25 protein-coding genes are annotated in these 25,468 nt (G+C 36.5%); 7 read left to right on the forward strand and 18 right to left on the reverse strand.

What is annotated here, in order from left to right; translation table 11 throughout:
* Positions 1–79 precede the first annotated feature (79 nt).
* The 11 genes from IGL98_RS11250 to IGL98_RS11300 form a co-directional block, all read right to left on the reverse strand.
* Entirely contained in the window at positions 80–379 is a 300-nt protein-coding gene (locus IGL98_RS11250; protein ID WP_206911473.1) for a hypothetical protein, read from the reverse strand.
* Positions 380–721: 342 nt separating this feature from the next.
* Complete coding sequence (locus IGL98_RS11255; RefSeq protein WP_206911472.1) at positions 722–2,113, reverse strand: oxaloacetate decarboxylase subunit alpha; 1,392 nt, start codon at positions 2,111–2,113, stop codon at positions 722–724.
* Entirely contained in the window at positions 2,110–2,652 is a 543-nt protein-coding gene (citX, locus tag IGL98_RS11260; protein ID WP_206911471.1) for a citrate lyase holo-[acyl-carrier protein] synthase, read from the reverse strand. The genes IGL98_RS11255 and citX overlap by 4 nt, the downstream gene beginning before the upstream one ends.
* Positions 2,645–4,174: a citrate lyase subunit alpha gene (gene citF, locus IGL98_RS11265; protein WP_206911470.1), complete on the reverse strand. Its 1,530-nt coding sequence runs from the start codon at positions 4,172–4,174 to the stop codon at positions 2,645–2,647. Before citF ends, citX begins: the two co-directional genes overlap by 8 nt.
* A 1-nt stretch (position 4,175) precedes the next feature.
* Positions 4,176–5,063, reverse strand: a complete 888-nt coding sequence (citE, locus tag IGL98_RS11270; protein ID WP_206911469.1) for a citrate (pro-3S)-lyase subunit beta — start codon at positions 5,061–5,063, stop codon at positions 4,176–4,178.
* The gene (gene citD / locus IGL98_RS11275) at positions 5,051–5,359 is read right to left on the reverse strand and encodes a citrate lyase acyl carrier protein (protein WP_206911468.1); all 309 of its coding nucleotides are present in this window, start codon (positions 5,357–5,359) and stop codon (positions 5,051–5,053) included. The genes citE and citD overlap by 13 nt, the downstream gene beginning before the upstream one ends.
* A gap of 12 nt (positions 5,360–5,371) precedes the next feature.
* On the reverse strand, positions 5,372–6,367 hold the full coding sequence (gene citC / locus IGL98_RS11280) for a [citrate (pro-3S)-lyase] ligase (protein WP_206911467.1): 996 nt from the start codon (positions 6,365–6,367) through the stop codon (positions 5,372–5,374).
* Between the two features lie 12 nt (positions 6,368–6,379).
* A complete protein-coding gene (locus tag IGL98_RS11285; protein ID WP_276204494.1) occupies positions 6,380–6,505 on the reverse strand; it encodes an OadG-related small transporter subunit in 126 nt (41 codons plus the stop codon).
* A 36-nt stretch (positions 6,506–6,541) separates the two neighbouring features.
* Positions 6,542–7,657 carry a sodium ion-translocating decarboxylase subunit beta gene (locus IGL98_RS11290; protein ID WP_069646640.1) on the reverse strand — a complete coding sequence of 372 codons (1,116 nt, stop codon included), beginning with the start codon at positions 7,655–7,657 and terminating at the stop codon, positions 6,542–6,544.
* Between the two features lie 41 nt (positions 7,658–7,698).
* Complete coding sequence (locus tag IGL98_RS11295) at positions 7,699–8,085, reverse strand: acetyl-CoA carboxylase biotin carboxyl carrier protein subunit (protein ID WP_206911466.1); 387 nt, start codon at positions 8,083–8,085, stop codon at positions 7,699–7,701.
* Positions 8,086–8,230: 145 nt separating this feature from the next.
* The gene (locus tag IGL98_RS11300) at positions 8,231–8,560 is read right to left on the reverse strand and encodes a hypothetical protein (RefSeq protein ID WP_206843348.1); all 330 of its coding nucleotides are present in this window, start codon (positions 8,558–8,560) and stop codon (positions 8,231–8,233) included.
* A 399-nt stretch (positions 8,561–8,959) separates the two neighbouring features.
* On the opposite strand from IGL98_RS11300, the gene IGL98_RS11305 reads away from it, so the two are divergent.
* From IGL98_RS11305 to citG, 3 genes are all read left to right on the forward strand, one after another.
* Entirely contained in the window at positions 8,960–10,303 is a 1,344-nt protein-coding gene (locus IGL98_RS11305) for a CitMHS family transporter (protein ID WP_206843346.1), read from the forward strand.
* A gap of 156 nt (positions 10,304–10,459) precedes the next feature.
* The gene (locus IGL98_RS11310; RefSeq protein ID WP_206911465.1) at positions 10,460–11,164 is read left to right on the forward strand and encodes a GntR family transcriptional regulator; all 705 of its coding nucleotides are present in this window, start codon (positions 10,460–10,462) and stop codon (positions 11,162–11,164) included.
* The gene (gene citG, locus IGL98_RS11315; RefSeq protein WP_206911464.1) at positions 11,148–12,035 is read left to right on the forward strand and encodes a triphosphoribosyl-dephospho-CoA synthase CitG; all 888 of its coding nucleotides are present in this window, start codon (positions 11,148–11,150) and stop codon (positions 12,033–12,035) included. Before IGL98_RS11310 ends, citG begins: the two co-directional genes overlap by 17 nt.
* 80 nt (positions 12,036–12,115) lie before the next feature.
* Here the strand turns inward: citG and IGL98_RS11320 are convergent, their stop codons facing one another.
* The gene (locus IGL98_RS11320; protein ID WP_206911535.1) at positions 12,116–12,844 is read right to left on the reverse strand and encodes a response regulator transcription factor; all 729 of its coding nucleotides are present in this window, start codon (positions 12,842–12,844) and stop codon (positions 12,116–12,118) included.
* Positions 12,845–12,955: 111 nt separating this feature from the next.
* Between IGL98_RS11320 and IGL98_RS11325 the strand changes: the two genes are divergently transcribed.
* Positions 12,956–14,806, forward strand: a complete 1,851-nt coding sequence (locus IGL98_RS11325; RefSeq protein WP_206911463.1) for a sensor histidine kinase — start codon at positions 12,956–12,958, stop codon at positions 14,804–14,806.
* Positions 14,807–15,100: 294 nt separating this feature from the next.
* The gene (locus IGL98_RS11330; protein WP_206843341.1) at positions 15,101–16,315 is read left to right on the forward strand and encodes a YdcF family protein; all 1,215 of its coding nucleotides are present in this window, start codon (positions 15,101–15,103) and stop codon (positions 16,313–16,315) included.
* 54 nt (positions 16,316–16,369) lie between these two features.
* Here the strand turns inward: IGL98_RS11330 and IGL98_RS11335 are convergent, their stop codons facing one another.
* Both IGL98_RS11335 and IGL98_RS11340 read right to left on the reverse strand, forming a co-directional pair.
* A complete protein-coding gene (locus IGL98_RS11335) occupies positions 16,370–16,711 on the reverse strand; it encodes a hypothetical protein (protein ID WP_206911462.1) in 342 nt (113 codons plus the stop codon).
* On the reverse strand, positions 16,708–18,006 hold the full coding sequence (locus tag IGL98_RS11340; protein ID WP_206911461.1) for a Y-family DNA polymerase: 1,299 nt from the start codon (positions 18,004–18,006) through the stop codon (positions 16,708–16,710). The genes IGL98_RS11335 and IGL98_RS11340 overlap by 4 nt, the downstream gene beginning before the upstream one ends.
* 196 nt (positions 18,007–18,202) lie before the next feature.
* On the opposite strand from IGL98_RS11340, the gene IGL98_RS11345 reads away from it, so the two are divergent.
* Positions 18,203–19,249: an AI-2E family transporter gene (locus IGL98_RS11345; protein ID WP_206911460.1), complete on the forward strand. Its 1,047-nt coding sequence runs from the start codon at positions 18,203–18,205 to the stop codon at positions 19,247–19,249.
* A 280-nt stretch (positions 19,250–19,529) separates the two neighbouring features.
* Here IGL98_RS11345 and IGL98_RS11350 read toward each other — a convergent pair whose 3' ends face one another.
* Positions 19,530–20,045, reverse strand: a complete 516-nt coding sequence (locus tag IGL98_RS11350; protein WP_206843338.1) for a DUF5067 domain-containing protein — start codon at positions 20,043–20,045, stop codon at positions 19,530–19,532.
* Positions 20,046–20,197: 152 nt separating this feature from the next.
* The gene (locus IGL98_RS11355) at positions 20,198–21,424 is read right to left on the reverse strand and encodes a serine/threonine protein kinase (protein ID WP_206911459.1); all 1,227 of its coding nucleotides are present in this window, start codon (positions 21,422–21,424) and stop codon (positions 20,198–20,200) included.
* 131 nt (positions 21,425–21,555) lie between these two features.
* On the opposite strand from IGL98_RS11355, the gene IGL98_RS11360 reads away from it, so the two are divergent.
* Positions 21,556–21,984: a helix-turn-helix domain-containing protein gene (locus tag IGL98_RS11360; RefSeq protein ID WP_206843336.1), complete on the forward strand. Its 429-nt coding sequence runs from the start codon at positions 21,556–21,558 to the stop codon at positions 21,982–21,984.
* 74 nt (positions 21,985–22,058) lie between these two features.
* Here IGL98_RS11360 and nhaC read toward each other — a convergent pair whose 3' ends face one another.
* Positions 22,059–23,429 (reverse strand): Na+/H+ antiporter NhaC, encoded by a 1,371-nt coding sequence (gene nhaC / locus IGL98_RS11365; protein WP_206911458.1) that lies wholly within the window; start codon positions 23,427–23,429, stop codon positions 22,059–22,061.
* Between the two features lie 140 nt (positions 23,430–23,569).
* The gene (tdc, locus tag IGL98_RS11370) at positions 23,570–25,423 is read right to left on the reverse strand and encodes a tyrosine decarboxylase (RefSeq protein ID WP_206911457.1); all 1,854 of its coding nucleotides are present in this window, start codon (positions 25,421–25,423) and stop codon (positions 23,570–23,572) included.
* Between the last annotated feature and the right edge of the window lie 45 nt (positions 25,424–25,468).

A 25,468-nucleotide genomic window follows, 5' to 3' on the forward strand; every position in this document is an offset into this window, starting at 1 on the left:
TAATCAGCTAGTTTTTTGACTACTTGTTCTGCTTCTAATACATAACTTTCAGTCTTTGGTGCATAACGAATCAGTGCAGCTAATTTTTTTGACTCAGCACTGGATAATAATGCTCTTCAGTCAGTCCCTCTTGTGTCACCGAAAATAACGCTATTGGTTCTTGAATCGTATAAGAATCTTTTTCTATTCCTGATTCCTCTATCAAAGTTTCTACTTGTCTTCTATCGCTATTCTTTTCTTCAGAAACCTTAATCACATGCATTGTCTGATTTAACGATTGATTTTCTTCCATCGCTACTGCATAAATCGCCGATGAACCATATTGAAATAACATGATCCACACTAAAAATAACTGAACCCAACTCTTTTTCTTTCCCATTTTCCCATCTCCTTTTTCTTAAAAAAATTATTTCTATCTTAGTATAAAAAAAGCTATACGCTCGGTCAATTCAGGTAAAATATCCCTAATAAAATAACAAAACATACTTTAATTAACTGTAATCATTTATAATTAAAAATAGAATTAACAATAGAATTCTCTGAACCTATCGGTGTGAAATAGCCTTATCTGTAATTAAAAAATGTATTTATTCATTATTATTAAAAACAATAAGAAAACATTAAATTTACTTAGAATTCATATAAAAAACGAATGAACTTATTTCTAAACAGACAATGCTGGAAATAAATTCATTCGTTATTTTCTTTAAAACTCATCTTTCTAAATATCTAATGTCACGTTTACTTCTTGCAGAGGAACATCGTAAAATCGATCTTCTCTTCTTCCTAAGAAATCTTTTCCTTGTTGCGGGAATAAAGCATACATCAACACATCTTCTGTTGATTTTGCATATTCTGCGATTTCTTGTTCGTACTGCGGAAGTTCCGGTGTCAATAAGTCAGCTGGTCTGACCGTAATCACTTCTTCTTCCCCAATGATCAATTTCGTCATTTCTTCTGAAATTGCCACAGGCGGTTTTCCATACAAGCCTTTGACATAATCTTTGATTTCCTTTGGTACCATTTTATAACGTTCTCCACTGATCACATTCATAACTGCTTGGGTTCCTACCATTTGAGATAGTGGTGTTACCAGCGGTGGATAGCCTAGATCGGCACGAACTTTTGGCACTTCTCTTAACACTTCTTCGTATTTATCTGCTAGGCCTTGTTCTGTCAGCTGACTCAATAAATTTGATAACATGCCCCCAGGTACTTTGTAGATCAATGTTTTCGGCTCTGTATCTTTTACTTTAGGATTCAACAAGCCTTCTTCTCTAAATTTATCACGAATCGGATTAAAATAATCTGCAGCTTCTGCCACTTTTTTCATGTCTAAATGAGTATCGTAACCTAAATTTTCTAACGCAAGCGCCATTGATTCTGTGGCTGGCTGACTCGTCCCTCCAGAAAAAGAAGAAATTGCCGTATCAATAATGTCCGCACCAGCTTCAATAGCTTTTAAATATGTCATTTCAGAAATCCCACTAGTTGCATGTGTATGAACTTCTAATGGTACTTGGATTTTATTCTTGATTTCTGTTACTAAACGATAAGCATCATCAGGTGTGAGAATTCCTGCCATATCTTTAATACAAATAGAATCGGCACCCATTTTTTCTAATTCTGTGGTCAAACCAACAAAATAATCGATCGTATGAAAATCACTCGTCGTATATGAAATCGCTGGCTGACAATGTCCTCCAAATTTCTTTGTCGCTTCGATTGAGGTTTGCAAATTTCTTGTATCGTTTAGCGCATCAAAAACACGAATAATATCAATGCCATTTTCGATTGATTTTTGTACAAAGGCTTCTACCACATCATCGGCATAGTTTTTATAGCCAAGTAAATTTTGACCTCGTAAAAGCATTTGTAGTTTGGTATTTTTCACTGCTTTACGAATGGTTCTTAAACGTTCCCAAGGATCTTCGTTCAAAAAACGAATACAGGCGTCAAACGTTGCTCCGCCCCACATTTCTAAGGCGTGATAACCTGCTTCATCCAAGGTTTGAATAATCGGCAGCATATCACTTGTCGGCATTCGTGTGGCGATTTGGCTTTGTTGTCCATCACGTAGCACGGTTTCGGTAAAAAGGATTTTTTTTGTCATTTCATCCTTCCTTTCTCAATAAGTTGACTGATTGCATCTTGCATTTCTTCTACACTATGACGTCTTTGTCTACCGCAGACTTTTGCTTCTTCTTCGCAGATAAAACAGGTTCTTGGCGTATGCTTTAATTCCGTGCGGCTGATTGAATATAGCTGATCATCCTTTAAGGCAATCACATCTAAATCCATCAAGCGTCCATAATCATGAGTTTCTTCGATCTGAATCAACTGTTTTTTCAATGCTTCAGGTGTTTCATTAAGGGCTAGATAATATTCAGAACCTGTTTTTAACTCTTGATATTTACGAGCGGCTATTTTTTCAGGAGGAAAAAGAGAATCGATCTCTTTAATGACAGTTAAAAATGCGTGTCGTAGCTGCTCGTTGGTCTTGATAGGTCCTGGAATATTCATCGTAGCGCTTAATAAAGCACATGTAGGATGCTTTTGTAAAAGTTCTTTCTGAATGTCCACTCGCTTTTCCCGAGCATTCAGCATGTCTGGTAAAGTAACTGTTTCTCCCTTTAAATAGGCTTTAGACATTTTTTACCACATCGATAATTGAACCATCACGATATTCGATCAATGCAACGACTTTATTACCATATTTGATCTCATCTGGTTTACCCACGATACTATATGCTTTTTCTTGTAGTTCTTTCATCGTCAACTGTGGAACATCCAATGCTTTAAAATGTTCGATTAAATCTTCGCGTTCTGGATTAATGGCTATACCGACTTCTGTCACCACAACATCAATACTGCTGCCTGGTGTTACGACTGTATTGACTTCTTCAACGATTGTTGGAATTCTCCCTCTGATCAATGGTGCGATCACCAAACTCATCTTGCACGCAGCACTAGTATCCGAATGTCCGCCGGATGCCCCTCGAATAACTCCATCTGATCCCGTAATAACGTTGACATTGAAATTCGTATCGATTTCAAGTGCGGAAAGGATTGCTGTATCTAATTGATTAATCACAGAACCCTTGCTTAATGGCGAAGCGTACATATTTGCATCGATTTCGTAGTGATTGTCATTTTTGCCTAATGAAACAGCAGATGGATGGTCAAAATCTTGAACATCGATGATTTTTTCGACTAGTCCTACTTCCAATAATTCAACCATTGCGTTCGTGATACCACCTAAAGCAAAGCTTGCTGTGATACCATCTTTGATCATTGCTTCTTTCAAAAATCTAGAAACAGCTAAGGCTGCTCCACCAGTTCCTGTTTGGAAAGAGAAACCATTTTTATAATAAGGTGAATGCGTGATAACTTTTGCTGCATATTCTGCAATTAATAGCTCTTTCGGATTTTTTGTAAAACGCGTAGCGCCTTTCGCAATCCCATCAGGATCACCGATTGCATCAACTTCTACAACAAAATCAACATCTGTTTGTGGAATACTGATTGGTGTATTTGGATAGGGCATCAAACTATCCGTGATGATCACTACTTGATCTGCATATTTCGCATCGATCATCGCATAGCCTAATGAGCCGCAAGTTGCTTTGCCTTTAGTTCCATTTACATTGCCGTATGCATCCGAACTTGGTGCACCAAGAAACGCCACATCGATATGGATATCTCCTGCAGCAATCGCTCTGGCACGTCCTCCATGAGAACGAATCACAACTGGGTTTTCCATGATTCCTTCAGAAATAGCAGCGCCGACATTATCACGTAACCCACTAGAAGTAATATTGGTCACAACGCCATTTTTAATATGATCGATCAACGGTTCATGAACATTTGCGATTGAGCTAGGTGCAATCGATAAATTTTTGATTCCCATCGCTGCAATTTCGTTTAAAACCATATTCATAACAAAATCGCCTTCACGAAAATGATGATGGAAGGAAATCGTCATACCGCCCTTCAAACCTGTTTTTTCAATTGCTTCTCTTAAACTACCTAATAATTTTGTATCTCTTGGTCTAACTGGATTGATCGTGCGGCTTGCTTCCTTGTATTCACTAATATTCGCTAGCTCACCTTTAAATAAACCGTATTGTTCAGCATAATTATCTGGAATTTCTTTGCCTACATTATTTTTCATTTTAGACTTCCTCCTCAGAAATTAATTTTGCTGCAATGGCTAAAGCAATCACTCGCTCTGCTCGTTCAACAATTGGTTTATCCACCATTTTTCCATTGACCGAAATCACGCCTGAACCTTTCGCTTCTGCTTCACGAATGCCCCAGATCACTTCTTTCGCATTTTGAATTTCTTTTTCAGTCGGCTCATATACACTATTTACTAAAGGAATTTGACGTGGATTAATAACTGATTTACCGTCAAAACCTAATTGCTCGATCAGCTCAACTTCTGCAAGAAATCCTTCCGTATTATCTACATCTGAATACACCGTATCGATTGCGGCAATCCCAGCTGCTCTAGCTGAGTGCAGAATAAAACTACGGGCAAAAAATAATTCTTGTCCATTTGGATAGCGATGTGTTTTCATATTTGTTACATAATCTTCAGCACCAAGCGCAATTCCGATCAACCGATCACTTGCTTGAGCGATTTCGCGAGCATTTAAAACACCTTCAGCAGATTCGATTGCTGCCATCATTTTTGTTGTACCAACAGTGATTTCATACTTTGTTTCCATTTCTGTGATTACCGCAGCCACATCAACAATATCTTGAGCTGTTTCAGTTTTTGGCAAACGAATGACATCAACACCAGCTAAAACCATCGCTTCAACATCCTGACGGCCGACTGTGTCTAGTCCATTGATTCGTACAACAGTTTCCACACTCGAATAATCAAAGGTCCTCAAGGCATTATAAACAAGTAAACGGGCACTATCTTTTTCCTTTAAAGAAACAGCATCTTCTAAGTCAAACATCAACGAATCCGCACCATATAAAGTTGCATCTCTAAGCATTGATGCATTGGCTCCTGGCACAAACATCATCGTTCTTCTTAAGCGTTCCATGACTGAATCACCTGCCAATCAATATTTTCTTCACCAGCCGCACGATAAACTGCTGCAATAGTCCGCGCTTCAATCGTACAATCTAACGCCCCTTTATCTACTGCATTGACTTTCACACTCGTTACCTCTAATTTTTCCAATATTTCTTGTATTTTAGCTCTAATCTGACGACCAAATTGTTTTTCAACACTACTATCTAAATCGATTTGAATACCGTTAGCATCATTTTGAGCGAGTGTGATCAAAATGTCACTTGATTCAGTTGTACCAGCGGATGCATTTTGTTTAATTTCCAAACTAGACACCTCTTATTCTTTTTTTTGATTCATTATTTCTTTAAATGTACTATCGGGAACAAGTAATTTTATTTCTTCATAAGCTTGTTTTTTCATTAAAGAACGGACTCTTGAAGCACTAATCACTTCATCATTCGCTTTTTTTCTAGGCAAAATAATCAGATTCAAAGAGGAAGAAAATACCGTTTTCATTGCTTGATTATAAATGTTTGTCACAGGCGACAGCGGCTCTTCTCCAACAAACCTTGTCATGATATTTAAAGTTGGAGCAATCCTCTCTTTAAAAAGTAATGCATCCAATTCTGCTTGAACTTTTGCAACATTGACTTTTGCTTGGTTTTTTAAAAAATATGAAGGAAATGTTGCACTTGAAACGATATATTCTCTTGTTGGCAAAACCACTACATTTGATAAATGACTGATTCCTTCTTTTACCAGTTCAAAACGTGTCTTTGCATCAAATAGTGAGCCTTCCTCAGACAAAACAAAGAGATAAACTGTTTCGGCACATTTAGTTGCTTCTGTAACTAAATATAAATGTCCCTTCGTAAATGGATTTGCATTCATTACAATTGCTGCATTTTGCTTTGTCATTCGTTGATACTTTTTGAGTACCGCTAAATAGTCTTCAAAATCAGGAAAACCCTGCTCCATAAAAACCAGTTCGGTCGTTGCCGCAATTTCAGTAAATCCTAAAGAGCGAAACAACTTACTGGTTTCTGGTTTTGTATACAAAAAATAATGCTGATAGCCTATTTCTTGCAGCCTTTCTCGTAATGTTTGAACAATTTTAGAAAGCAGGTTTTCGTTTTGATAAGAAAGGTCAATTGCAACACATTTTAAAATATTCCTAAAAATCGACCCTGTTCCAACAAGCTTGTCCTGATCGTAGATGCCGATCGTATAGTCTAACTGATCATCAGGTATTAAATCAGCGGCAGTCAGAAAATCTGCCCACTGCTTTTTCCCACCCTGATCGCGATCAAGCCAAATTCTTCTGATATTCATTACGATCACTTCCTACTTCTTCGGTGGAAATAATTTATTTAACATAAAAGACGCAAAGTAAATCACGAAAATGACAACAAATACGCCACCCCACCCAAAAATCAATAGCTCCAATGATTTTAGTAAATCAGCTGACATAAGCCAAACTCCTTTCCATTTCTTCTAATCAAAATTCTACGCAAGCAACGCCAATAATAAGCCGCCCGCAATAACAGATGCGATCTGTCCAGATACATTTGCACCTGCTGCATGCATTAAAATAAAGTTCTGTGGATCTTCATCCGTTGCCATTTTTTGAATCACCCGACTGGACATTGGAAACGCTGAAATACCTGCCGCACCAATCATCGGATTGATTTTTTCTTTTCTAAACAGATTTAATAATTTTGCAAACAAGACACCACCAACTGAATCCATTACAAAAGCAACTAACCCTAGGCCAATGACCATTAAAGTATCCACTTGTAAGAATTCTTCGTACTGCATTTTCACTGAAATCGCTAATCCTAGCACAATACTGATTATGTTTACCAACTCATTTTGCGCTGTCACAGATAAACGATCCAAGACGCCACATTCACGTAGTAAGTTCCCAAACATTAAGAATCCAACTAGCGGAAGAGAAACCGGTGCTACCAATCCAGCAACAACTGTAATCACGATAGGGAATAAAATCTTCGCTGTTTGTGATACTTCACCCGCTCGATAGTTCATACGGATTTGGCGTTCTTTTTTCGTTGTAACAGCTTTGATCGCCACTGGTTGAATAATAGGAACTAAAGCCATGTAAGAATACGCTGCCACCATGATCGCACCCATGTATTTCGAATTCAATGTATTCGCAACAAAGATGGACGTTGGACCATCAGCTGCTCCGATAATCCCGATAGAAGCCGCATCATTTAAATCAAAACCTAATAAAACGGCCGCAATAATCGTAAAGAAAATCCCAAATTGCGCGGCTGCTCCGAACAATAATAAAAATGGATTTTGTAATAATGGCCCGAAATCGATCATAGCACCAATTCCGATAAATAATAACAATGGAAATAACTCTGTCGAAATTCCTATATCAAACAACACTTGAAACGGACCTGCTTCTCCACCGGCACTTAGTACACCTGAATTGGGAAAATTGACTAAAATAGTTCCTAATCCCATTGGAACGAGTAAGGTAGGTTCATACTCTTTTTTGATCCCCAAGTACATCAGGATGCCTCCGATCACCATCATTACAATGCGACCAGGCTCCTGTCCCATTCCCACTACGCCTTCAATTAATGTCTCCACAAACGTCACTTCCTCTTTTTAAATTAAACTACTTTTTCTATTTAACCGATTGTAATTAATGGTTCTCCTGGGTTGACCATATCGCCTTGTTGAACATGAATTCCTGTAACTGTGCCAGCTTTGCCAGCTACGATTTCATTTTCCATTTTCATAGCTTCAAGAATGATTAACGGCTGATTTTCCTTTACAGTATCACCAATATTTACCAAGAGTTTCAAGATAGTTCCTGGCATAGGTGACAACATTGCATCATTTCCAGCTGGAGTGCTTGCTACAGGCGCTGCTTCCTCAACTGGTGCAGGAGTTGGTGCTGCTTGTGCTGCAACTGCTGGTGGTGGTGTAATTGGTGCTTGCGGTACTCCCCCAATTTCTTCCATTTCTACTAAATACTCTTTTCCATCAATTGAGATTTTGAACTTACGTAACATTTTTCTTCCTCCTAAAATTAAAATTGTAATGGGGCTCGTTCAGGCTCGACGAAAAATAATAAATGATAACTGAGGTGCTTTTTGCCTCATTCAATTTTTATCTTTTTTCCGAAGAACTAACCGTCCCCTCAAGTAATCAAAAAAACTAATTTGCTTTTTTTTCCTTGATTGAACGAATGACAAACTGACTCTCTGCATGATCAGCCGATGCAATACTGGTGGCAATCACAGAAACCAGTTGCGCTTCTGGATTTCTTTTTGAAACGCGTTTAATAACAAACTCGCTTTCTGGTTGATCTCCGGCAGCAATTGCGGTTGCAATTAACGAAACAAATTGATGTTCTGTACTTTCTACTGGGATATATCCAGCAATTTCTTGCCACTCATCTTTTTCCTCTACAATAGAAGAAAGTAGTTGCTTATCCGTTCTCATTTCTACTTTTTCTTTATTAAACAGTCGTTCAAATAGACCCATGAACTCACATCCTTTCTGTTTATGAATTCATTATAGGTAAAAACGATTACAAAAAAATGAAATCATCAACCTCAAATTGTTCTTTCGCTGTTCCTCTTCATGTGAAAACTTCTAAAACACATAAAAACACTGATATATAAACGTTTTTACGCATTTAAGGTTTTATTAACATCTTATTAACATCTCTTTAAGAAACCGCTCTCATTCTTGTTTTTTTGGTGTTCTTTTTCCTCTTCTCGTCTATTTATCTAAACTTGCTTAGATTAAACTTAGCATTGTTAACGAAACAAGAAAGGGCTTTCTAAATCTACCTTACTGTTATTTTTCTATAGACCCAACACCACAAAGAGACGCCCGATTGTTTCGGAAAACGAATTTAGTGTTGAAGGAGAGAAAAAAATGTTATTAACTGTTTTGTCCTATGTGATGATCATCGTCTTTATGTTTGTCATCATGAAAAAGAAAATGTCACCGTTTACAGCTTTGGTTTTGATTCCACTGATTTTTGCCCTGATCGCAATGTTTGCGGGTGTTTCTAAGAAAGGCTCTATTGGAGACTTTGTTATGGAGGGAATCAAAACAACATCCACCACGGGTATCATGTTATTGTTTGCCATTCTTTATTTTTCAATCATGCTGGATGCTGGGTTATTTGACCCAATCACAAAAAAGATGATCCACATTGCAAAAGGCGATCCGATGAAAGTACTGATCGCTACAGCTGTTGTTGCAGCGGCCGTTTCTCTTAATGGAGATGGTACGACAACTACGTTGATTTGCTGTTCTGCTTTTATTCCTATTTATAAAAAACTGGATATGAAGCTGATGAACTTAGCGGTCATTGTTATTTTGCAAAACACGATCATGAACTTACTGCCTTGGGGCGGTCCAACAGCTCGTGCGATGAGCGTATTGAATGTTGGTGCTGAAATTTTAGCTTACCTAATTCCAGGAATGATCATTGCGTTACTTTATGTGATTTTCATCGTTGCGCCTTCTATGGGTAGAAAAGAACGTGCCCGTCTTGGGATCAAACAACTGACAGATGAAGAAATCGATGTAATGACCACTGTAACAGATGAAGAAACATTGGCGATCCGCCGACCAAAAATTTGGTTATTCAATGCATTTTTGACTATTTTATTGATTGTTTTATTAGTAACTGATTCATTTGTTGGTCTTGGTTTGCCGCCATTATTCTTGTTCCTTACAGGTACAGTGATTGCATTGATGGTAAACTACCCTGTCTTAAAAGATCAGTCTTCACGTATTGGCGCAAACGGTGGCGACGCTGTTCAAGTCGTTATTTTAGTCTTTGCAGCCGGCGTCTTCATGGGACTTTTCCAAGGGACTGGTATGGCAGAAGCATTAGCTCAAAGTTTCACAAAAATAATTCCAAATCAATTAGCCGGTTTCTGGGGATTAGTGATTGCGCTGATTTCGGCTCCAGGTACCTTCTTTATTTCAAATGATGGTTTCTACTTTGGCGTTTTACCTGTTTTAGCAGAAGCTGGGCGTGCATATGGCTTTACCGATATGCAAATGGCATTGGCTTCATTGATGGGACAAGCATTCCACTTGTTAAGTCCCCTAGTTGCCTTCATCTATCTATTACTTCGCTTAACTGGTTTAGATATGGGGCAATGGCAAAAAGAATCAGCGAAATGGGCATTGGGAATCTTCGTTATCTTTGTTGTAACGATCATCTTAACTGGTCATATGCCACTATACATTCCACAATAAAAAACTTAATCCTTGAAAATCGCATAATCTGTACAATAGGTTGTGCGATTTTCTGTTAAAAAGAAGATTTTCTTATATTTTTTATCTTATTCTTAGCGATACCCAATAGGAATATTTAGTTATTTTCTTACTATTAATCTGCAAAGGAGTAATCAGATGAGTACAATATCAGAAGCAGTTGGAAAAAATTTGGATTTAAGCATCAATGAACCGTTGAAAGAACTTGTTTATAAAGCCTTCCGAAAAACAATCATTTTGGGTGAGATTTCGGCTGGACAAAGAATAAATGAAAAAGAGTTTTCAGAAGTGATGAATATCAGCCGGACACCAATCCGCTATGCTTTGCAAAAATTAGTTGAAGAAGGATTAGTTGATCATTTTCGCGGTGTGGGAATCATCGTTCAAGGAATTTCACTCAATGATGCTAACGAGATTTACGCTATTAGAAAGTCATTGGATGTTTTAGCCACGATCACGGCCATGAAAGAAATGACAGTTGAAGATTTTGATGAACTGAAAACATTACTGGAAGAAACAGAACGTTTAAATGAGACAAATGAAATCGATCAGGTTCTGCAAAAATTTTCTGATTTTAATGAATTGATTTACGAAAAAAGCAAGATGCTACGGTTAAAATCGATCGTCATGAAATTACGTGAATACCTAGTCTATTTTCGAGATATCTCGATTCGCTCTAAAGATCGTCGAGACAAAGCACTGAATGAACATTGGCTGATTTATAAATGTATGATAAATCAGGAAGAAGAACAATTGGCATTATTGATTACAGAGCATTTAGATTATTCTCAAACATTTATTCTTAAAGAAATGGAAAAACATTTAAATGAAACAACAACATAAAGAAGCAAGTTCTCAAGTGATTGGTGAATTTGCTTTGCAGGCTTTGTTATATGAAGCCGCCCTTTATCCTAAGCCAGGTCTAGTCGATCCTAAAAGTTGCGGCGCACATGCAGACATGAATTATTTTACTTTTATTGATAGTAGCACGGCTCTTGCTCCATTTCTCATTGAGTATGTTCATTTAGGCTTGATTCATAACGGAACCCCTTTAGAATTATTTGAAAAAGTTCGGGCACTCGGACAGCAAGCTGAAATTGCAATGCTAAACCAAACAGAAGGTGTCAATACTCATAAAGGAGCAAACTTTTCTTTTGCCTTACTTTTGAGTGCCGTAGGAAAAATAATGAGTGAGCAACAACTAAAAATTCCCTTTTCAGAGCAAAATACAACAGCTGTTTTCAACTATGTAAAGCAAATGACACAAGGATTGCTTTCAAAAGACTTTGCCAGTTTAGCTCAAAAAAAACAACTGAGTTACGGAGAGAAGCTTTATTTAGAACACGGAATCGTTGGAATTAGAGGCGAAGCAGAATTAGGCTATCCTGTACTTAAAACTATCGCATTGCCTTTTTTAAGACAGCACCGAAAAAGGGAGCAAAGAATCCTATTTTTACTATTACTACTGCATTTAATGGCTACGACTGAAGATTCCAATGTAATCAATCGTGGCGGAATCTTGGCTTGGCAAAACGTCAAAAAACAAGCTTCTGATTTGTTGCAAACTTTTTCCATTGGCAGCTTAGAAAAGGATCTAGAAGATGCTTTGATTCGTTTTGATCAACAGCTAATCAAAGAGAATCTTAGTCCAGGCGGATCAGCTGATTTATTAGCGTTAAGTTTCTTTTTTGGTCGGTTAGAAGGTCTATTTTAAGTTTTACATAGTAGGCAATTCACAAACAGCTGATGACCATTATTGATAATCAGCTGTTTTACAACTATAAATTTCTAAGGTTAAATATTTGCTCCAGCCTCTTTGCCTTCTGGATTAAAAAGATAACCAATGCCCCAAACGGTTTGTAAATATTTTGGCTTTTTAGGATCATCTTCGATTTTATTTCTGAGGTAATTCATATATACCGTGATCAGATTTTTATCCATGTCTCCATCACTCCAGACACTCGCATAAATCTGTTCTTTACTGAATACTTGATAAGGGTTTTCCATGAAAAATAAGATCATCATGATTTCTTTCGAGGTCATATTGATAATTTCACCATTTTTACTAAACTGATACTGATTTTTATCAAAAGAAAAAATACCTTCCCGCAACATGGTTTCTTCATGCTGCTGGCTAAGTGTCAGTAATTGCTCTGTTCGATTTAATGTGCTGATGACTTGTGCTCGTAAAACATCTGGTGCAAATGGTTTAGAAAGATAAACATCGCCTCCAGACTCTAGACCACTGATAATATCTTGCTCGCTTTTTTTTCCACTAACAAATATAATCGGTGTCAAAGGCTGACGTTCCCGAATCAATTGAGCCAAATGATACCCATCATTTTCATTCTCTAAACTTACATCTAATAAAAATAATTGAAACTCCACTCGATTCATGATATCTAATGTTTTTTCAATCGTATCACTTTGGTATACCAATAATCCCGTTGACTGCAGCGACTTCCAAATCAATCGGCGAATTGCAGGGTCATCATCTACCACTAAAATTTTTTCGTTACGCAACATGCACACCTCATTATTCTTTTTACATTATCTATACAATAGCGGAATTATCTTTAAATTTCAACATGAACTTGTTATGATATGAACAAACTTTAAAAAGGAGCTAGACCAATGAAACGAACAAATAGAATTGTAAACATCATGATTGCAGCAATGATCGTCTTTATTGTTGTATCCGTTTTCTTTGCAATTCGGGGGTTTTCTGTTATTCGCAAAACAACGACCGCCAGTGGACAAGATTTTTTGCTGCAGTCGACAGAATATGTTGGAAAAGTGATCCAGCTCTCTATGAAAAATCGACACCAAGCACTCAATTATCTGGCGATCGATGGAAATTTAAAAAATAGTGATGATCCAGCAACCTACTTAAAAAACAGCTCGTCTTCGCTGAATACATTTTTTGAATCACTAAATAATGAAGCAGACGCACTTTTTTACATGGAACCAGACGGAACACCTTTATATGCTTTTCACTGGGATTCTAAGAAAAAACAAGTATCGATCGCTGATATTCAAACTATTCGCCCATTTATTAGTCACGACTTATCCTTGAACCAGCTGTTGGCTAAACCGACTGCTCAAAATGGCGATTCGTATTTTATCGATAAAAAGGCCTATGTCAATTTTTACCAAGAAATCAAAACTTCTTCTGGTGTTATCGACGGTTATCTTATTTTACCGCTAAATTTAGAAGCCTTCTATAAGAATTTTCTACAAGATTTTGAAGTAGACTATAAAGGTTACCCGATGATCAAAGATCGGTCAATGACCGTTGTCATGCATCCTGTAAAGCAACAAGTCGGTTTGGATATTATCAACGACCGAGAAAAACTTTACCCTGACTTTGATTATTCTGATCTAAAACGCTTGGAAAAATATCAGCTAAACCATTCTTCTGGAAAATTAACCTACAAATCTTATTGGTGGGATGAAGATACGCCTACAGAAGTCTTAAAAATCAGTGCATTTGAATGGATCGATGTTGGTCTCGCACATTGGGTTGTTGCAATCAATGCAGATTATAATGAACGAAATGATGATATCATAAATTTTGTAATCGTCTTATCTTTTCTTTTAGTCCTATTATTACTATTGATCATCATCTGCTCGCTCTTTATTCATAATTTTAGAAAAAAAGAAACCATCGAAGCTGAAAATCGCCAATTGATCGAAAAACAAAAACAACAAAAAATGCAGCATCAACTTGAACTAGAGCTCTATCAGCGAAATAAAATGGAAACCGTCGGCTTATTAACTACCTCGATCGTTCATGATATGAACAATTTTTTAACACCAATTATCGGCAATACACAATTGTTATTAGAGGAACATGGAGAAGATCCCGTATTGGAAGCAGATCTAGAAGAAATTTTGCACTCTGCTCAAAAAGGCAAACAACTTTCTTCAAATGTATTGCGGTTTTCTAAACCTCAAAAAAGCGTTCAGGAATGGATGGATATCTCTGCTGCTATCGGTGTAGCTACTCATTTGATTGGAGAAATCATTCCTAAAAAAGTTCAACTGACTCTATCTATCCAAGAAAATTTAGGAACTACTAAATTAGAAGAAATAGATTTACAGAATTTGATCTATAACTTGATCACCAACGCCTATCAAGCAACAAAAGATAACAGAAACAAACCACAAAAGATTCAAGTAGCAGTTGCTCCTGCTACAAAAGAGTTAGCTGATTTATTGAAAACTGACAATCACCGAATGAATCATGTTGACAATTTTGTCACATTGGAAATCTCTGACAACGGTCCTGGAATTCCGTCAGCGTTAAAAGAAAAAATATTTGAACCCTTCTTCACAACGAAATCTTCTGACGAAGGGACGGGACTTGGCTTGTTTGCAGTGACCTCGATCGTCAATAAATACGAATGGCATCTTTCACTAGATTCAAAAGAAGGTTCAGGAACCAGCTTCTTTGTCACGTTTCCAGTTCATTCATGTAAATAATTAGACTAAAAACCGAACAATGCTGGAGATGCATTATGCGGTTTTTAAAGATCAAGTAGTTATTTTATTCCATCAAAAAGAATAAAACAACTGATTTTTTCATTTCGCTTATTCCGGTTTTAGATAGCATTGAACTAACGCAAAGAGTTTTGTTTCAGTCATCTGTTTTATTAATTTGAAGCTATTTATTTTTATCCAATCATTTCTAAGTATTATAAAACAAACGTTGTAGTATTTTTTTCTCTCATTTTTCGTTATACTAATATGGAAATCATTCATTGAAGGAGTTCTATTATGGTCAATTATTTTAGTATTATCATTGGTATCATTTACCTTATTGGTGTATTCACAATCCCAAAATGGCGACAAAAAAAGGTGAATCAAGATTGGAAATTTTATGAATTACTTTGGTTTTCCACTTGCTTTATTGTCTATGTCATTTATTTGGAAACACAGCTTCACACTTATTATTTTTTGATTCCCTCAAGCTTTTTACTCCTTTTTCTTTTTAGTTATTTTAAGGAGAAACGTAGATTGGTAAACGGGCTATTATTTAACTTGTTTCTAGTCGTTGGTATGACATATCTGGGCTCCTTGCTTGTTAGGACCTACAATCCACTATTGATTGTTTTAGCAGGAATCACACTGGTTGTCTTATTTCTGCTTATATTGATTGGACTTTATGCTTTACTTGTTTTCTTGTATTGGAATGCGATTGTTGTGATGCGTAAAGAAGGTCATTCCTTAGCAAACTTATTGACATTGCTTTTAGCGATTGGTTTGACAGCTTTTCTGATTTTCAATCATTATTCAACACGAATTTTGTCAGAGTGGGCTTCTTTATTATTCGGAATTTTACCGTTATCTATGCTTTATTTTTCCATTGTTTTTTATAATTTTTTAACGATTTCAGTCATTTATCAATTCAATCAGCCTAAATATAATCAAGACTTTATCATCGTTTTAGGTTCAGGCTTAATTGATGGAAAAACAGTGCCGCCACTTTTAGGAAAACGGATCGAAAAAGCGATTCAGTTTTACAAAGCTCAATCCCATGCTACTTTAAATCCACCTAAAATTCTTATGTCTGGCGGTAAGGGTGATGATGAGCATATCGCTGAAAGTCTTGCGATGAAAAATTACGCTCTTGAAAAAGGGATTCCAGAAGAAGACATTTTAGTTGAAACAAATTCAACAAACACGTTAGAAAACATGAAATTTTCTAAAGAAATCATGGAAACAACTTTTGGTGGAACTGATTTTCATGCGATCTTCACTACCAATAATTTTCATTTGTTTCGCGCAGGTCTTTTTGCAAAAATGGCCAATTTGAAAGCAGACGGAATTGGAGCGAAAACAGCGTTTTACTTTCTACCAAATGCTTTTTTAAGAGAGTTCATTGCAATCGTAATGATGCACAAACGTCGCCACTTAATTATATGTGGTCTAATCGCTTTGATGATGATCTTCTTAGCATTAATTCAATTCTTTCTAGTCTCTCGCCAATAAAATAACAGCAACCTCTAACATTAGAGTCTTCTTTAACATTAGAGGTTGCTTTTTTTAATGAAACTGGACATGGCGGATTTCGTCATAGCCAATCTTATGACCCTCGACATAAATCCCTAGCTCATCATGACCTTGAATCATCCCTATAATATCCGCTCCATAATTCCCTTCACAATCTAATTCTTCTTTTTGGATCATCACTTCAACTTGATTTTGAAAAGCTTGAACTAAAATTTCATCGATTTCCATCCAACTCATTTGGATTTTCTTTTCAGCTGGCTGTCTTTTTTTCTCTTGTTCAATGATTGCAGTATGTTCGGATAAATAAAAACCTGCCCATTTTTTCATTTTTCGATCTTGATATTGTTCAAAATAATAATCCCGTTCCTTGCTCATTGCAAGCCCTCCATTCCCCCAGCATGTCCACCTACTAATGACGCTCTTGAAATTGCTGTACCGCCAGACGACACTGAACTTGCATGAACTAGAGAAACATAGCCAAAACGTTGACGGATCTCATCGATCAGCTGATCTAATTTTAGTTCTTTCATCTGCTCATCCGGTTCATGAAACAAATCCAGCTGTACATAAGTATTATAATTCAGTTTGGAATAGGTAATTCCAATATGTCGTACTTCTTCTCCATGCCAATGCTGTCTAAAAATCATTAGACAATAATCAATCAACATCTTGCTACTATTCGTTAGCGGCACCTTCATTTGCCTTGAAAAACCTGATCCACCTGACTTACCAGCTCTTGAAAAACCGATGGATAGATGGACGCATTCGGTCTGACAATGAGCTTTTCTAAGTCTGGCTGCCACTTGTTCCGCCATTTCCCGAATCACAACTTCGATTTCGTCCTGTCTTAAATAATCCCGCATCAAAATCTGAGAATTATTATAAGAGCGTTCTTCCGGTATGTATTTTTCAGATAAACGGCTACGGTCGATGCCGTGTGCATGGGCATAAAGCTGTTCACCGATGATCCCTAAATTTCGTTTCAAACTATTCAAATCCGCATGAGCCAAATCATAAACAGAACGAATCCCTAAATTATTTAATCGTTTCGCTAATCGACGGCCGATTCCCCACATATCAGTCATCGGTTCAATTGCCCAAATTTTTTCAGATACATCCTCATAATGCCATTCAGCTAAGCGTTCATTATTATGCTTGGCTTCAATATCCATCGCTAATTTTGCTAGTAAGGGATTGTCCCCAATACCGACTGTGATCGCTAATCCTGTCTCTTTTTTGATTCTTTGCTGGATGATCTGTGCTAATTCTATCGGCGTTTGTCCAAATAATTTCCAGCTGGCTGTCACATCTAAAAATGATTCATCGATCGAATAAATATGTAAATCTTCTTCTGCTACATATTCCTTATAGATATCGTTGATTTTCATGTTCTCCTTGATATATTCGTTCATTCGCGGCGGAACGATCACTAGCTCTGGGTGATTTGGTACATCATATTTGCGTGTTACATTAGTGATACCAAGAACTTCCTTCGCTTTTGGAGAAGAAGCTAGAACGAGACCGCCGCTATTTTCCGCATGGCTCATCACGACCAGCATTTTTTCAAGTGGATCAAAATCTCTAGCGACACATTCGACTGAAGCGTAAAAAGATTTTACATCTATACAAAAAATAACTCTTCTGGGCTCTTTTTCATAATCAAAAAACATAGCGTTCCTCTCCTTGTTTTATTTCATAATCAATTATACGAACATACGTTCTTTTTGTAAAGGGGAACAACTTTTTAAATTTAGATAGGAGAAAAAAATTTTTCGAATTATTGATTAAACTGCTATCTTAAAAAGTGAAAAAGCATTATAGTTATCTTATATGTAATAAAGTTAATGATTAAAAGGAGTGATATTTGTGTCGATTTATGAAAAATTTATTCAAAACGAGCGTTTAAGACGTTTTTTTGTTTTAGCTGTAGTTATTTTCATTTTATTTTTAGCGAGAAGCATGATTACAATGATTTTATTAACATTCATTTTTACGTTTTTGGCGCTTCATTTCGTGAAATTTGTTCAGCATTTTTTTAAAATCCCATCCCTCATACTCGTTTTAGCAACCTATTCTTTGATTGTTTTCTTGGTCTATTTAGCTATTACAAAGTATGTCCCGGTTCTTATTCACCAAACCGTTCAAATGTATAATTCGGTTGTTCATTTTTACCAAAATCCGGGAGACAATCATAATCAGTTATTGATGGTCATCGATGATTATCTGGAGAAATCCAATTTAATGTCTCAAATCCAAAATGGTGCTAGTACGATCTTGCGTTATATTCAAGACATTGGTTCTATCGGACTTGCCTTTGTCCTTTCGTTCATCCTAAGTTTCTTTTTTATGATCGAGAAAAAACAAATGGCAGAGTTTTCTAAGTTATTTTTAAAGAGCGATTTTGACTGGTTCTTTCAAGATATTTATTTCTTTGCCGATAAATTTGTAAATACCTTTGGCGTCGTAATGGAAGCTCAATTTTTTATTGCTGTCGTTAATACCAGTATCACAACGATTTGTTTGGCTTTGATCGGCTTTCATCAATTACCAAGTTTAGCGATCATGATTTTTATTTTGAGTTTGATTCCCGTTGCTGGTGTGATCATCTCGTGCATTCCATTAAGTTTTATCGCTTATTCAGAGGGTGGAATCAATGATGTTATTTACATTTTAGTGGTGATCATCGTAGTTCATTTATTTGAATCTTACGTATTAAACCCAAAATTTATGTCTAGCAAAACAGATTTACCGATTTTTTATACGTTCGTTATTTTACTGATCAGTGAACGATTATTTGGAGTGTGGGGACTGATTGTCGGTATCCCGATTTTCACTTTCTTTTTAGATATTTTAAAGGTCAAACCCATTCATTCTGTTACTGAAAAAATCCCTAACGATACGGAAAAGCTCTAATAAAAAAAGAAAGTGAACGTTTGGATTTACTCCAATCATTCACTTTCTTTGTGGTTTTGGCAGTTTTTGTATTTGGAAAATCAGTCAGGCAGCAAAGACTAATTGATTTCGGACCAAATAACTAGCTCTTAACAGCTACCTGATCGATACCCCAATACACGGCCATATATAAGGAAAATCCATTTTCCTTTGCTCCTTTTGAAGCTAAAAACTAGCTCTTCTTTAATCCAAGAAAAAACTAGCTGAACCACCGTTTACAACCCTTTTTTCATTAAACTCTTTACTGTAAGACAAACTCTTTCGTCAATTTCACTTTATCACTGAATAGTTTCGTTGCCTCAACAGATACTGGCGTTGTCATATCTGCCAATTTGTAAGGCACTTTTAAATTCAATGTGGCATTTGGCTGAATTTCAGTCATTGAATCTACATAGCCTTCTTCGCCCATTATCGCTGAGTCTAAAGCAATCCCATTTTGAAAGGCTTTGGTTGAGATTGATGTTAAAAACATCGCATTTTTGTCGCTGTTGTTCGTAAATTCATAATCGATCACAGCTACATCTTCTCCTTTGTAGTCTTTGGCAAAGGTCAACTCTTTGATCACAACATGATAATCGCCTAAATCACCAGCATCGGTCGCAGTTGGTTCAGCTTCCGATTCTTGGCTCTTTATAACCGTCCCTGTCGTTGGCTCTTTTTTAGCCTTTTCTTCTTTAGAATCAGACCCCATATTCACTAGAACTCCGCCTACTACTAAAACACCGACCCCGATCAAAACAATTTTTTTCACGTTCATTTTTTTGTCTCCTTTGTTATTTAGTCCGTTGGTACACCTTGATATTACTCAATAAACAAAGAATAATCTTATGCATTTTGCATAGTCTGATAACAAAAAAGCTTATTCTGTCATACGAAGCATAGCGATTCGTGGCAGAATAAGCTTTTTTACTAGTTGAAACGTCTGTATATAAACGAATTCAGCTCTAAAGCACCTTTTGTGATCAAAAGCCAAAATAAAAACAATAATCCATAACCGATAGAACGGTAAATTTTATTTTCAGAAGAGAGTAAAGGTAATTTTCTTTGATAATCTAAAAAATTAGTAAATAAAACAGCTGGTAAAGCAAAAATCAAAAGATAGTCAACAAATTCTCTAATTTTCAAACTTTCTGTTGGCTGGTCCAATACATTTCCTACTATCCCTACAAACAAAATGGAATACCAAAACAACGCAACCGTTCGCTTCCACAGCATTTCCGTTCGAAAACCTGGAATATACTTCCTGAAAAAGCTCGCAATCACTTCTATCCAACGACGACCTAAGGTAGAAACCCGCCTAACGTATTTGTTTGTGGCCCATACGTTTGTAATGGGGCTAGTATTTGTATAGGTTCTGATTGGTCTTTTTTCCAAAACTACAGCTTGAGCCTTCGCTTGTTTAACAGTATTTGTTTGCTGTGCTCTCTGCTGTCTAAGTGCTAAATGCATTTCCAAAGCCGATTGATACCGTTCAGCAGGCTCCAATTTTGTTGCTTTTCGAATAATCCCTCTTAATGCCTGATCTTCCGTTAAACGTTTTTTGGGATACTCTTTTACCGAACAAATATTCATCACAATCCCTAATGAATACAGGTCACTCCGCTCATCTGATTCCGCAAATCCAAACTGTTCTGGTGAAGCGAATCCCATTGTCCCTAACTGAACAGTATCGCTTTCTTTCTCCCCATCAACAGCCCGAACTGCATCAAAATCAATCAGCTTGACCGTCCCCTCATTCGTCATCATAATATTTCCAGGTTTTACATCTCGATGCACTAAGCCTTTCTTATGCAAGGCACCTAATGCCTCTAAAACAGACATTGCTATCGTTAAAATTTGTTCTGTTTCTAAAATTCCAGATGACTGAATCACTTCCGTCAACGTTTTTCCTTGAATAAATTCTTCATACAGCCACAGTTTTCCATCTTGAACAACAAGCTCTTGAATTTTAGGTAAATGGGCCTGTTTGATATTTCGAAGTGTAGCTAAATGCTCTTCTAAATATAATGGGTAGCATTTTTTCACAAAAAATTCTTTGGTATCCATTTTTCGAACAAGAATTGGTCCATTTGTTTTATCTGTTAGAGGTTCGATTTCTTTATAAAAAAATGTCGTCTCATTATTGATCTTTTCCATGATTACACTCCATTTATTTGATTTACTTTTTAATTATAGCAAAGAAATAGTTGTAATAGGATCTATCTTTGTTAAAATCGATGTATAATGGACACAATATAATTTAGCTTTACTAATAGGGGATAATGAACATGCACGAGAAAGATACAGATAAACTAGTACACTCACTAAAACAAGCCGAAGATTTTCAAACAATTTTTTCTGAGACTCGCCAATATGTCATTGATCAAACGCTGAAAAACTATTTAGCTTATTGGTTGAATGATAAACAACTCTCTAAAAGCACTGTGTTAAAAAAGGCTGGTATTGCAGAAGCGACTGGTTATCAATACTTTGATGGTAAACGAAATCCTTCCAGAGAAAAAGTCATTGCCTTGGCGATCGGCTTAGAACTAACCTTGGAAGAAACCAATGAACTAATGAAAAAAACAGGCTATGCTCAACTTTATCCGAAACATCCTTGGGACGCTGTAGTTATTTATGGCATCTCACATGGATTGTCTATTCCAGAAATCGATGATTATTTGTATAACGAAAATCTTAAAACATTTGGTGAATAACCGAATGTTATGCTCATTAAAAAAACAACCTATTCTAAAATAAAGAATAGTGTTGTCTTTTTTATTTTATTTTATTATTTTTTAGCTTCTTTTTTACCAATAATCGTGACTAAAAATGACAATAACGGTAAAATATAGCAAAATACTGCATACGGCAAATAATTTACTGTTGCAATCCCTAACGTTGCCGAAATAAAAACACCGCTCACTCCCCAAGGAATCAGAGGATTCACGACTGAACCTGCATCATTCAATCCTCTAGACAACAAGGTCAATGGAACATTTTTTTCTTTAAATTTATTGATAAATGATTTTCCTGGTAAAATGATCGACAGATACTGTTCGCCAATCAGCACATTGATGCCGATCGAACTCATCATCGTAATAAAAATCAGCTTTTGACGAGAATTGATCACTGTTTCAAACCGATGAAGCAAACATTCAATAATTTCCATTTTTACTAATAGTCCACCCAAAGCCAATGCTAAAATAATCAACGATACCGACCATATCATGCTTTGGATTCCACCTCTGGAAAGCAGTTCATCCACTTGTGGGTTACCAGTCTGAGAAACAAAACCATTTTGGATCATATCGGCTGTATCTACAAATGAAAAATGGGTATTCATCACGAACATCAAAACCAATGATGTACAAATACTCAACAGCAATGTTGGAATTGCAGGAATCTTCTTCCAGGCACAAACGAATAAAATCACCAACGGAATCAGCTCAACAAAAGATATCGTAAAATGGTCACTTAGCGTATTCACAATATCGTGCACACTTGTACTGTCCAAAGCGCCATCATAGTGCAATCCCATGACTAAAAAATAACCGAATGAAAGCACAGCTGCTGGAATCGCAGTTTTATATGTATTTTTCAAATGTTCAAATAAATCGACTTCTGAAATTGCCGCAGCTAAGTTCACTGTATCTGAAAGTGGCGAAATCGAATTTCCAAAAAATGCACCTGACACAATTGCACCTGTTGTTAATGCAGGATCAACCCCAATCAAGCTACCCATTCCTAAAAATGCAATCCCGATCGTTGAAATCGTGGTAAAAGAGCTACCAACCGCTCCCCCTACAATACCGCAAACAATAAAAACAGTCGGAATAAAATATTTCACAGACAAAAAAGAAAAACCTAAAACCATGATCGTCGGAATCGTTCCCGCTGCAATCCAAACACTGATCAAAGCACCAATCAAAATGAAAATCAACATCGGGATAATACCAGAAGAAACCCCATCGATCAATGCATCATGAATAAAATCCCAAGAAAATTTCTTATATACCGCAAATAAAAGCAAATAACCGATTGCAATCAAAATAGCAACATGAGCAGGAATACCGAAACCAATAATACTGGTACCAATCATCAACAGTAATGTTATTAATAAGAAAACTGCTTCGTTAAAATTCACTTGATATGTTTTCATACATTGTTCCCCACATTTTTTTAGAAAGTCGATGAATGCTCTTATTCATTTTCTCTCATTATTTTTTATAGAAAAGCTGCAGCTATGGCAAAGCTGATTTAGCGCTTTGCCACACCCACAGTATTTCAACTTACGATCATTTATTCAGCGTAAATTGCTTCTAATTTTTCTTGGATTGCTTGTTTAATTTTTTCAGCATATTCATCGAAAACTTCTTTATCATTCATATACGGAGACATACCTGCAGCACGTAAAATCGTTAATTTATCTGCACGTTCCCATTCAGCGCGGGAGAACCCTAAGCTGTTTACAAATTCAAATGGGCTGTGACCATATTCTTCGATGGCAAAATCAGTATGTGAAGTAATGAATTCATTGTTATATAATCCACCTTTTGCATAAGATGCATAGTCGTAGAAATCATGGTTTAATTTATTCATTTTCACAAGATCTGTATTGCCTTTTTCATTAAATACATAATCAACCATATTAAAATCAGGTTTTGTTAACGCATGGATTTCAATCGTTTTATCGCCAACTTTAAATTCTAAACCATCGATAAAGTGATAGAAATGATAAGCCCCTTCAATACTTGCACCCATTAATTTACCGTAACCTGTTACGTTAAGTGGTAATACTTTATGAGCCGTCCAAACAGCAGCAGCCGTTGCACCAGCTTTAGATCCTTCAAGAATGTAAGCTCCTAATAAGGCTGGAATATCTGCCCCTTTTTCAAATACATACGTTGCAAAGTAAGAAATCACGTCACGCATACGGATATCTTTGATGACAACACCACCAGCAGAATATGGAATGTAGCCCATTTTATGTGGATCGATCGTTACAGATTCAGCTTGTTCGATTGCTTTGAATGATTCATAAACTTCTCTTGTCAACCAATCATTTTTTTCTTGGAAGATGTTATGTTTGGCATAAGTTTCTTCAATTTTATCCCATTCGATAAATTGATCATTTTCATCTAAGAAAATTGACCGTCCATAACCGCCGTAAGCTGCATCGACATGTACATAGAAGTAGATACCTTCTTTAGCTAATTTATCACGTAAAGCGATGATTTGATCGATACGATCGACTTGACCTTCTTCTGTCGAACCAACCACACCAACAACTCCAAGAGTCGGAATGCCTTGTGCTGCTAGATCACGAATTTGCGCTTCTAATTTATCAATATCCATACGGTATTCACTATTTACTTCACCAGCAATCACTTGGTCTAACCCAATTCCGATGATGTCAGCCGCTTTTAACCATGAATAATGTTTTGTTTGCGGCACGATCCATTTACCTAATTTATCTAAGTTTTTACCACTACGAGCTGATTGCGCTTTGATCTCGTCAAAGTTATCTTGCACTTGATCCAAAATATCTAAAACTTCTGTTGTAGACATGTTCAACAATTCCCAGTCCGTTTTACCTGCAACCATTTCTGGCACAACAGCTTGAATAGCAAACGGTAATGATTTCATATTGCGGGCATACCATAAACCTTCTAAGTTAGCAATCGAACCATCAGCTGCGATGTGACCCCAACCATCTTCATACCCCATCAATGTAGCAAATTCCATTCCAACTTCTTCTTCCATTTGTGAAGTTGCTGGTGATGACTCATAAGCCACGTTATTGCCGTTCCAAAGCATTGCAGTTGTATAGGCAATAATTGATGGCATTAATGTTTCGGCGTTCATATGACCCCAAAAACGGCCTGCTGAGTGCCAAGGAAGTGATTCAGTGCGTAAACGTGAAGATAAAACATTGAAGACACTTCTCATATTGTCCGCTGTTTCTTGGAAACTTTTAGAACTTCTATCTTGTGGTGAAATAACTGGTAAATCTTGCGGCATGTAATTTTGTCTCCAGCCAACGTGCTCATCGATCATTTTGTTTAACAGTTCTTTGAATAAATCAACATTTTCACCTTTATCACCTATAAATAATGCTTTTAAATTTGTATCGTCAGTATTGAAATTTTTCATGATATTTTCCTCCAATAGTTTCATGATTGATCATGCTGAAAACTC

The organism is Enterococcus sp. DIV0840, assembly GCF_050527835.1.
Taxonomy (GTDB): Bacteria; Bacillota; Bacilli; order Lactobacillales; family Enterococcaceae; genus Enterococcus_L; species Enterococcus_L ureasiticus.

Bases quoted from the DNA above. Each gene is read 5' to 3' on its own strand.
- IGL98_RS11250 (WP_206911473.1), bottom strand. From the start codon at position 379: ATGGGAAAGAAAAAGAGTTGGGTTCAGTTATTTTTAGTGTGGATCATG.
- IGL98_RS11255 (WP_206911472.1), bottom strand. From the start codon at position 2,113: ATGACAAAAAAAATCCTTTTTACCGAAACCGTGCTACGTGATGGACAA.
- citX (WP_206911471.1), bottom strand. From the start codon at position 2,652: ATGTCTAAAGCCTATTTAAAGGGAGAAACAGTTACTTTACCAGACATG.
- citF (WP_206911470.1), bottom strand. From the start codon at position 4,174: ATGAAAAATAATGTAGGCAAAGAAATTCCAGATAATTATGCTGAACAA.
- citE (WP_206911469.1), bottom strand. From the start codon at position 5,063: ATGGAACGCTTAAGAAGAACGATGATGTTTGTGCCAGGAGCCAATGCA.
- citC (WP_206911467.1), bottom strand. From the start codon at position 6,367: ATGAATATCAGAAGAATTTGGCTTGATCGCGATCAGGGTGGGAAAAAG.
- IGL98_RS11285 (WP_276204494.1), bottom strand. From the start codon at position 6,505: ATGTCAGCTGATTTACTAAAATCATTGGAGCTATTGATTTTTGGGTGG.
- IGL98_RS11295 (WP_206911466.1), bottom strand. From the start codon at position 8,085: ATGTTACGTAAGTTCAAAATCTCAATTGATGGAAAAGAGTATTTAGTA.
- IGL98_RS11300 (WP_206843348.1), bottom strand. From the start codon at position 8,560: ATGGGTCTATTTGAACGACTGTTTAATAAAGAAAAAGTAGAAATGAGA.
- IGL98_RS11305 (WP_206843346.1), top strand. From the start codon at position 8,960: ATGTTATTAACTGTTTTGTCCTATGTGATGATCATCGTCTTTATGTTT.
- IGL98_RS11310 (WP_206911465.1), top strand. From the start codon at position 10,460: ATGAGTACAATATCAGAAGCAGTTGGAAAAAATTTGGATTTAAGCATC.
- citG (WP_206911464.1), top strand. From the start codon at position 11,148: ATGAAACAACAACATAAAGAAGCAAGTTCTCAAGTGATTGGTGAATTT.
- IGL98_RS11325 (WP_206911463.1), top strand. From the start codon at position 12,956: ATGAAACGAACAAATAGAATTGTAAACATCATGATTGCAGCAATGATC.
- IGL98_RS11330 (WP_206843341.1), top strand. From the start codon at position 15,101: ATGGTCAATTATTTTAGTATTATCATTGGTATCATTTACCTTATTGGT.
- IGL98_RS11335 (WP_206911462.1), bottom strand. From the start codon at position 16,711: ATGAGCAAGGAACGGGATTATTATTTTGAACAATATCAAGATCGAAAA.
- IGL98_RS11340 (WP_206911461.1), bottom strand. From the start codon at position 18,006: ATGTTTTTTGATTATGAAAAAGAGCCCAGAAGAGTTATTTTTTGTATA.
- IGL98_RS11350 (WP_206843338.1), bottom strand. From the start codon at position 20,045: ATGAACGTGAAAAAAATTGTTTTGATCGGGGTCGGTGTTTTAGTAGTA.
- IGL98_RS11355 (WP_206911459.1), bottom strand. From the start codon at position 21,424: ATGGAAAAGATCAATAATGAGACGACATTTTTTTATAAAGAAATCGAA.
- IGL98_RS11360 (WP_206843336.1), top strand. From the start codon at position 21,556: ATGCACGAGAAAGATACAGATAAACTAGTACACTCACTAAAACAAGCC.
- nhaC (WP_206911458.1), bottom strand. From the start codon at position 23,429: ATGAAAACATATCAAGTGAATTTTAACGAAGCAGTTTTCTTATTAATA.
- tdc (WP_206911457.1), bottom strand. From the start codon at position 25,423: ATGAAAAATTTCAATACTGACGATACAAATTTAAAAGCATTATTTATA.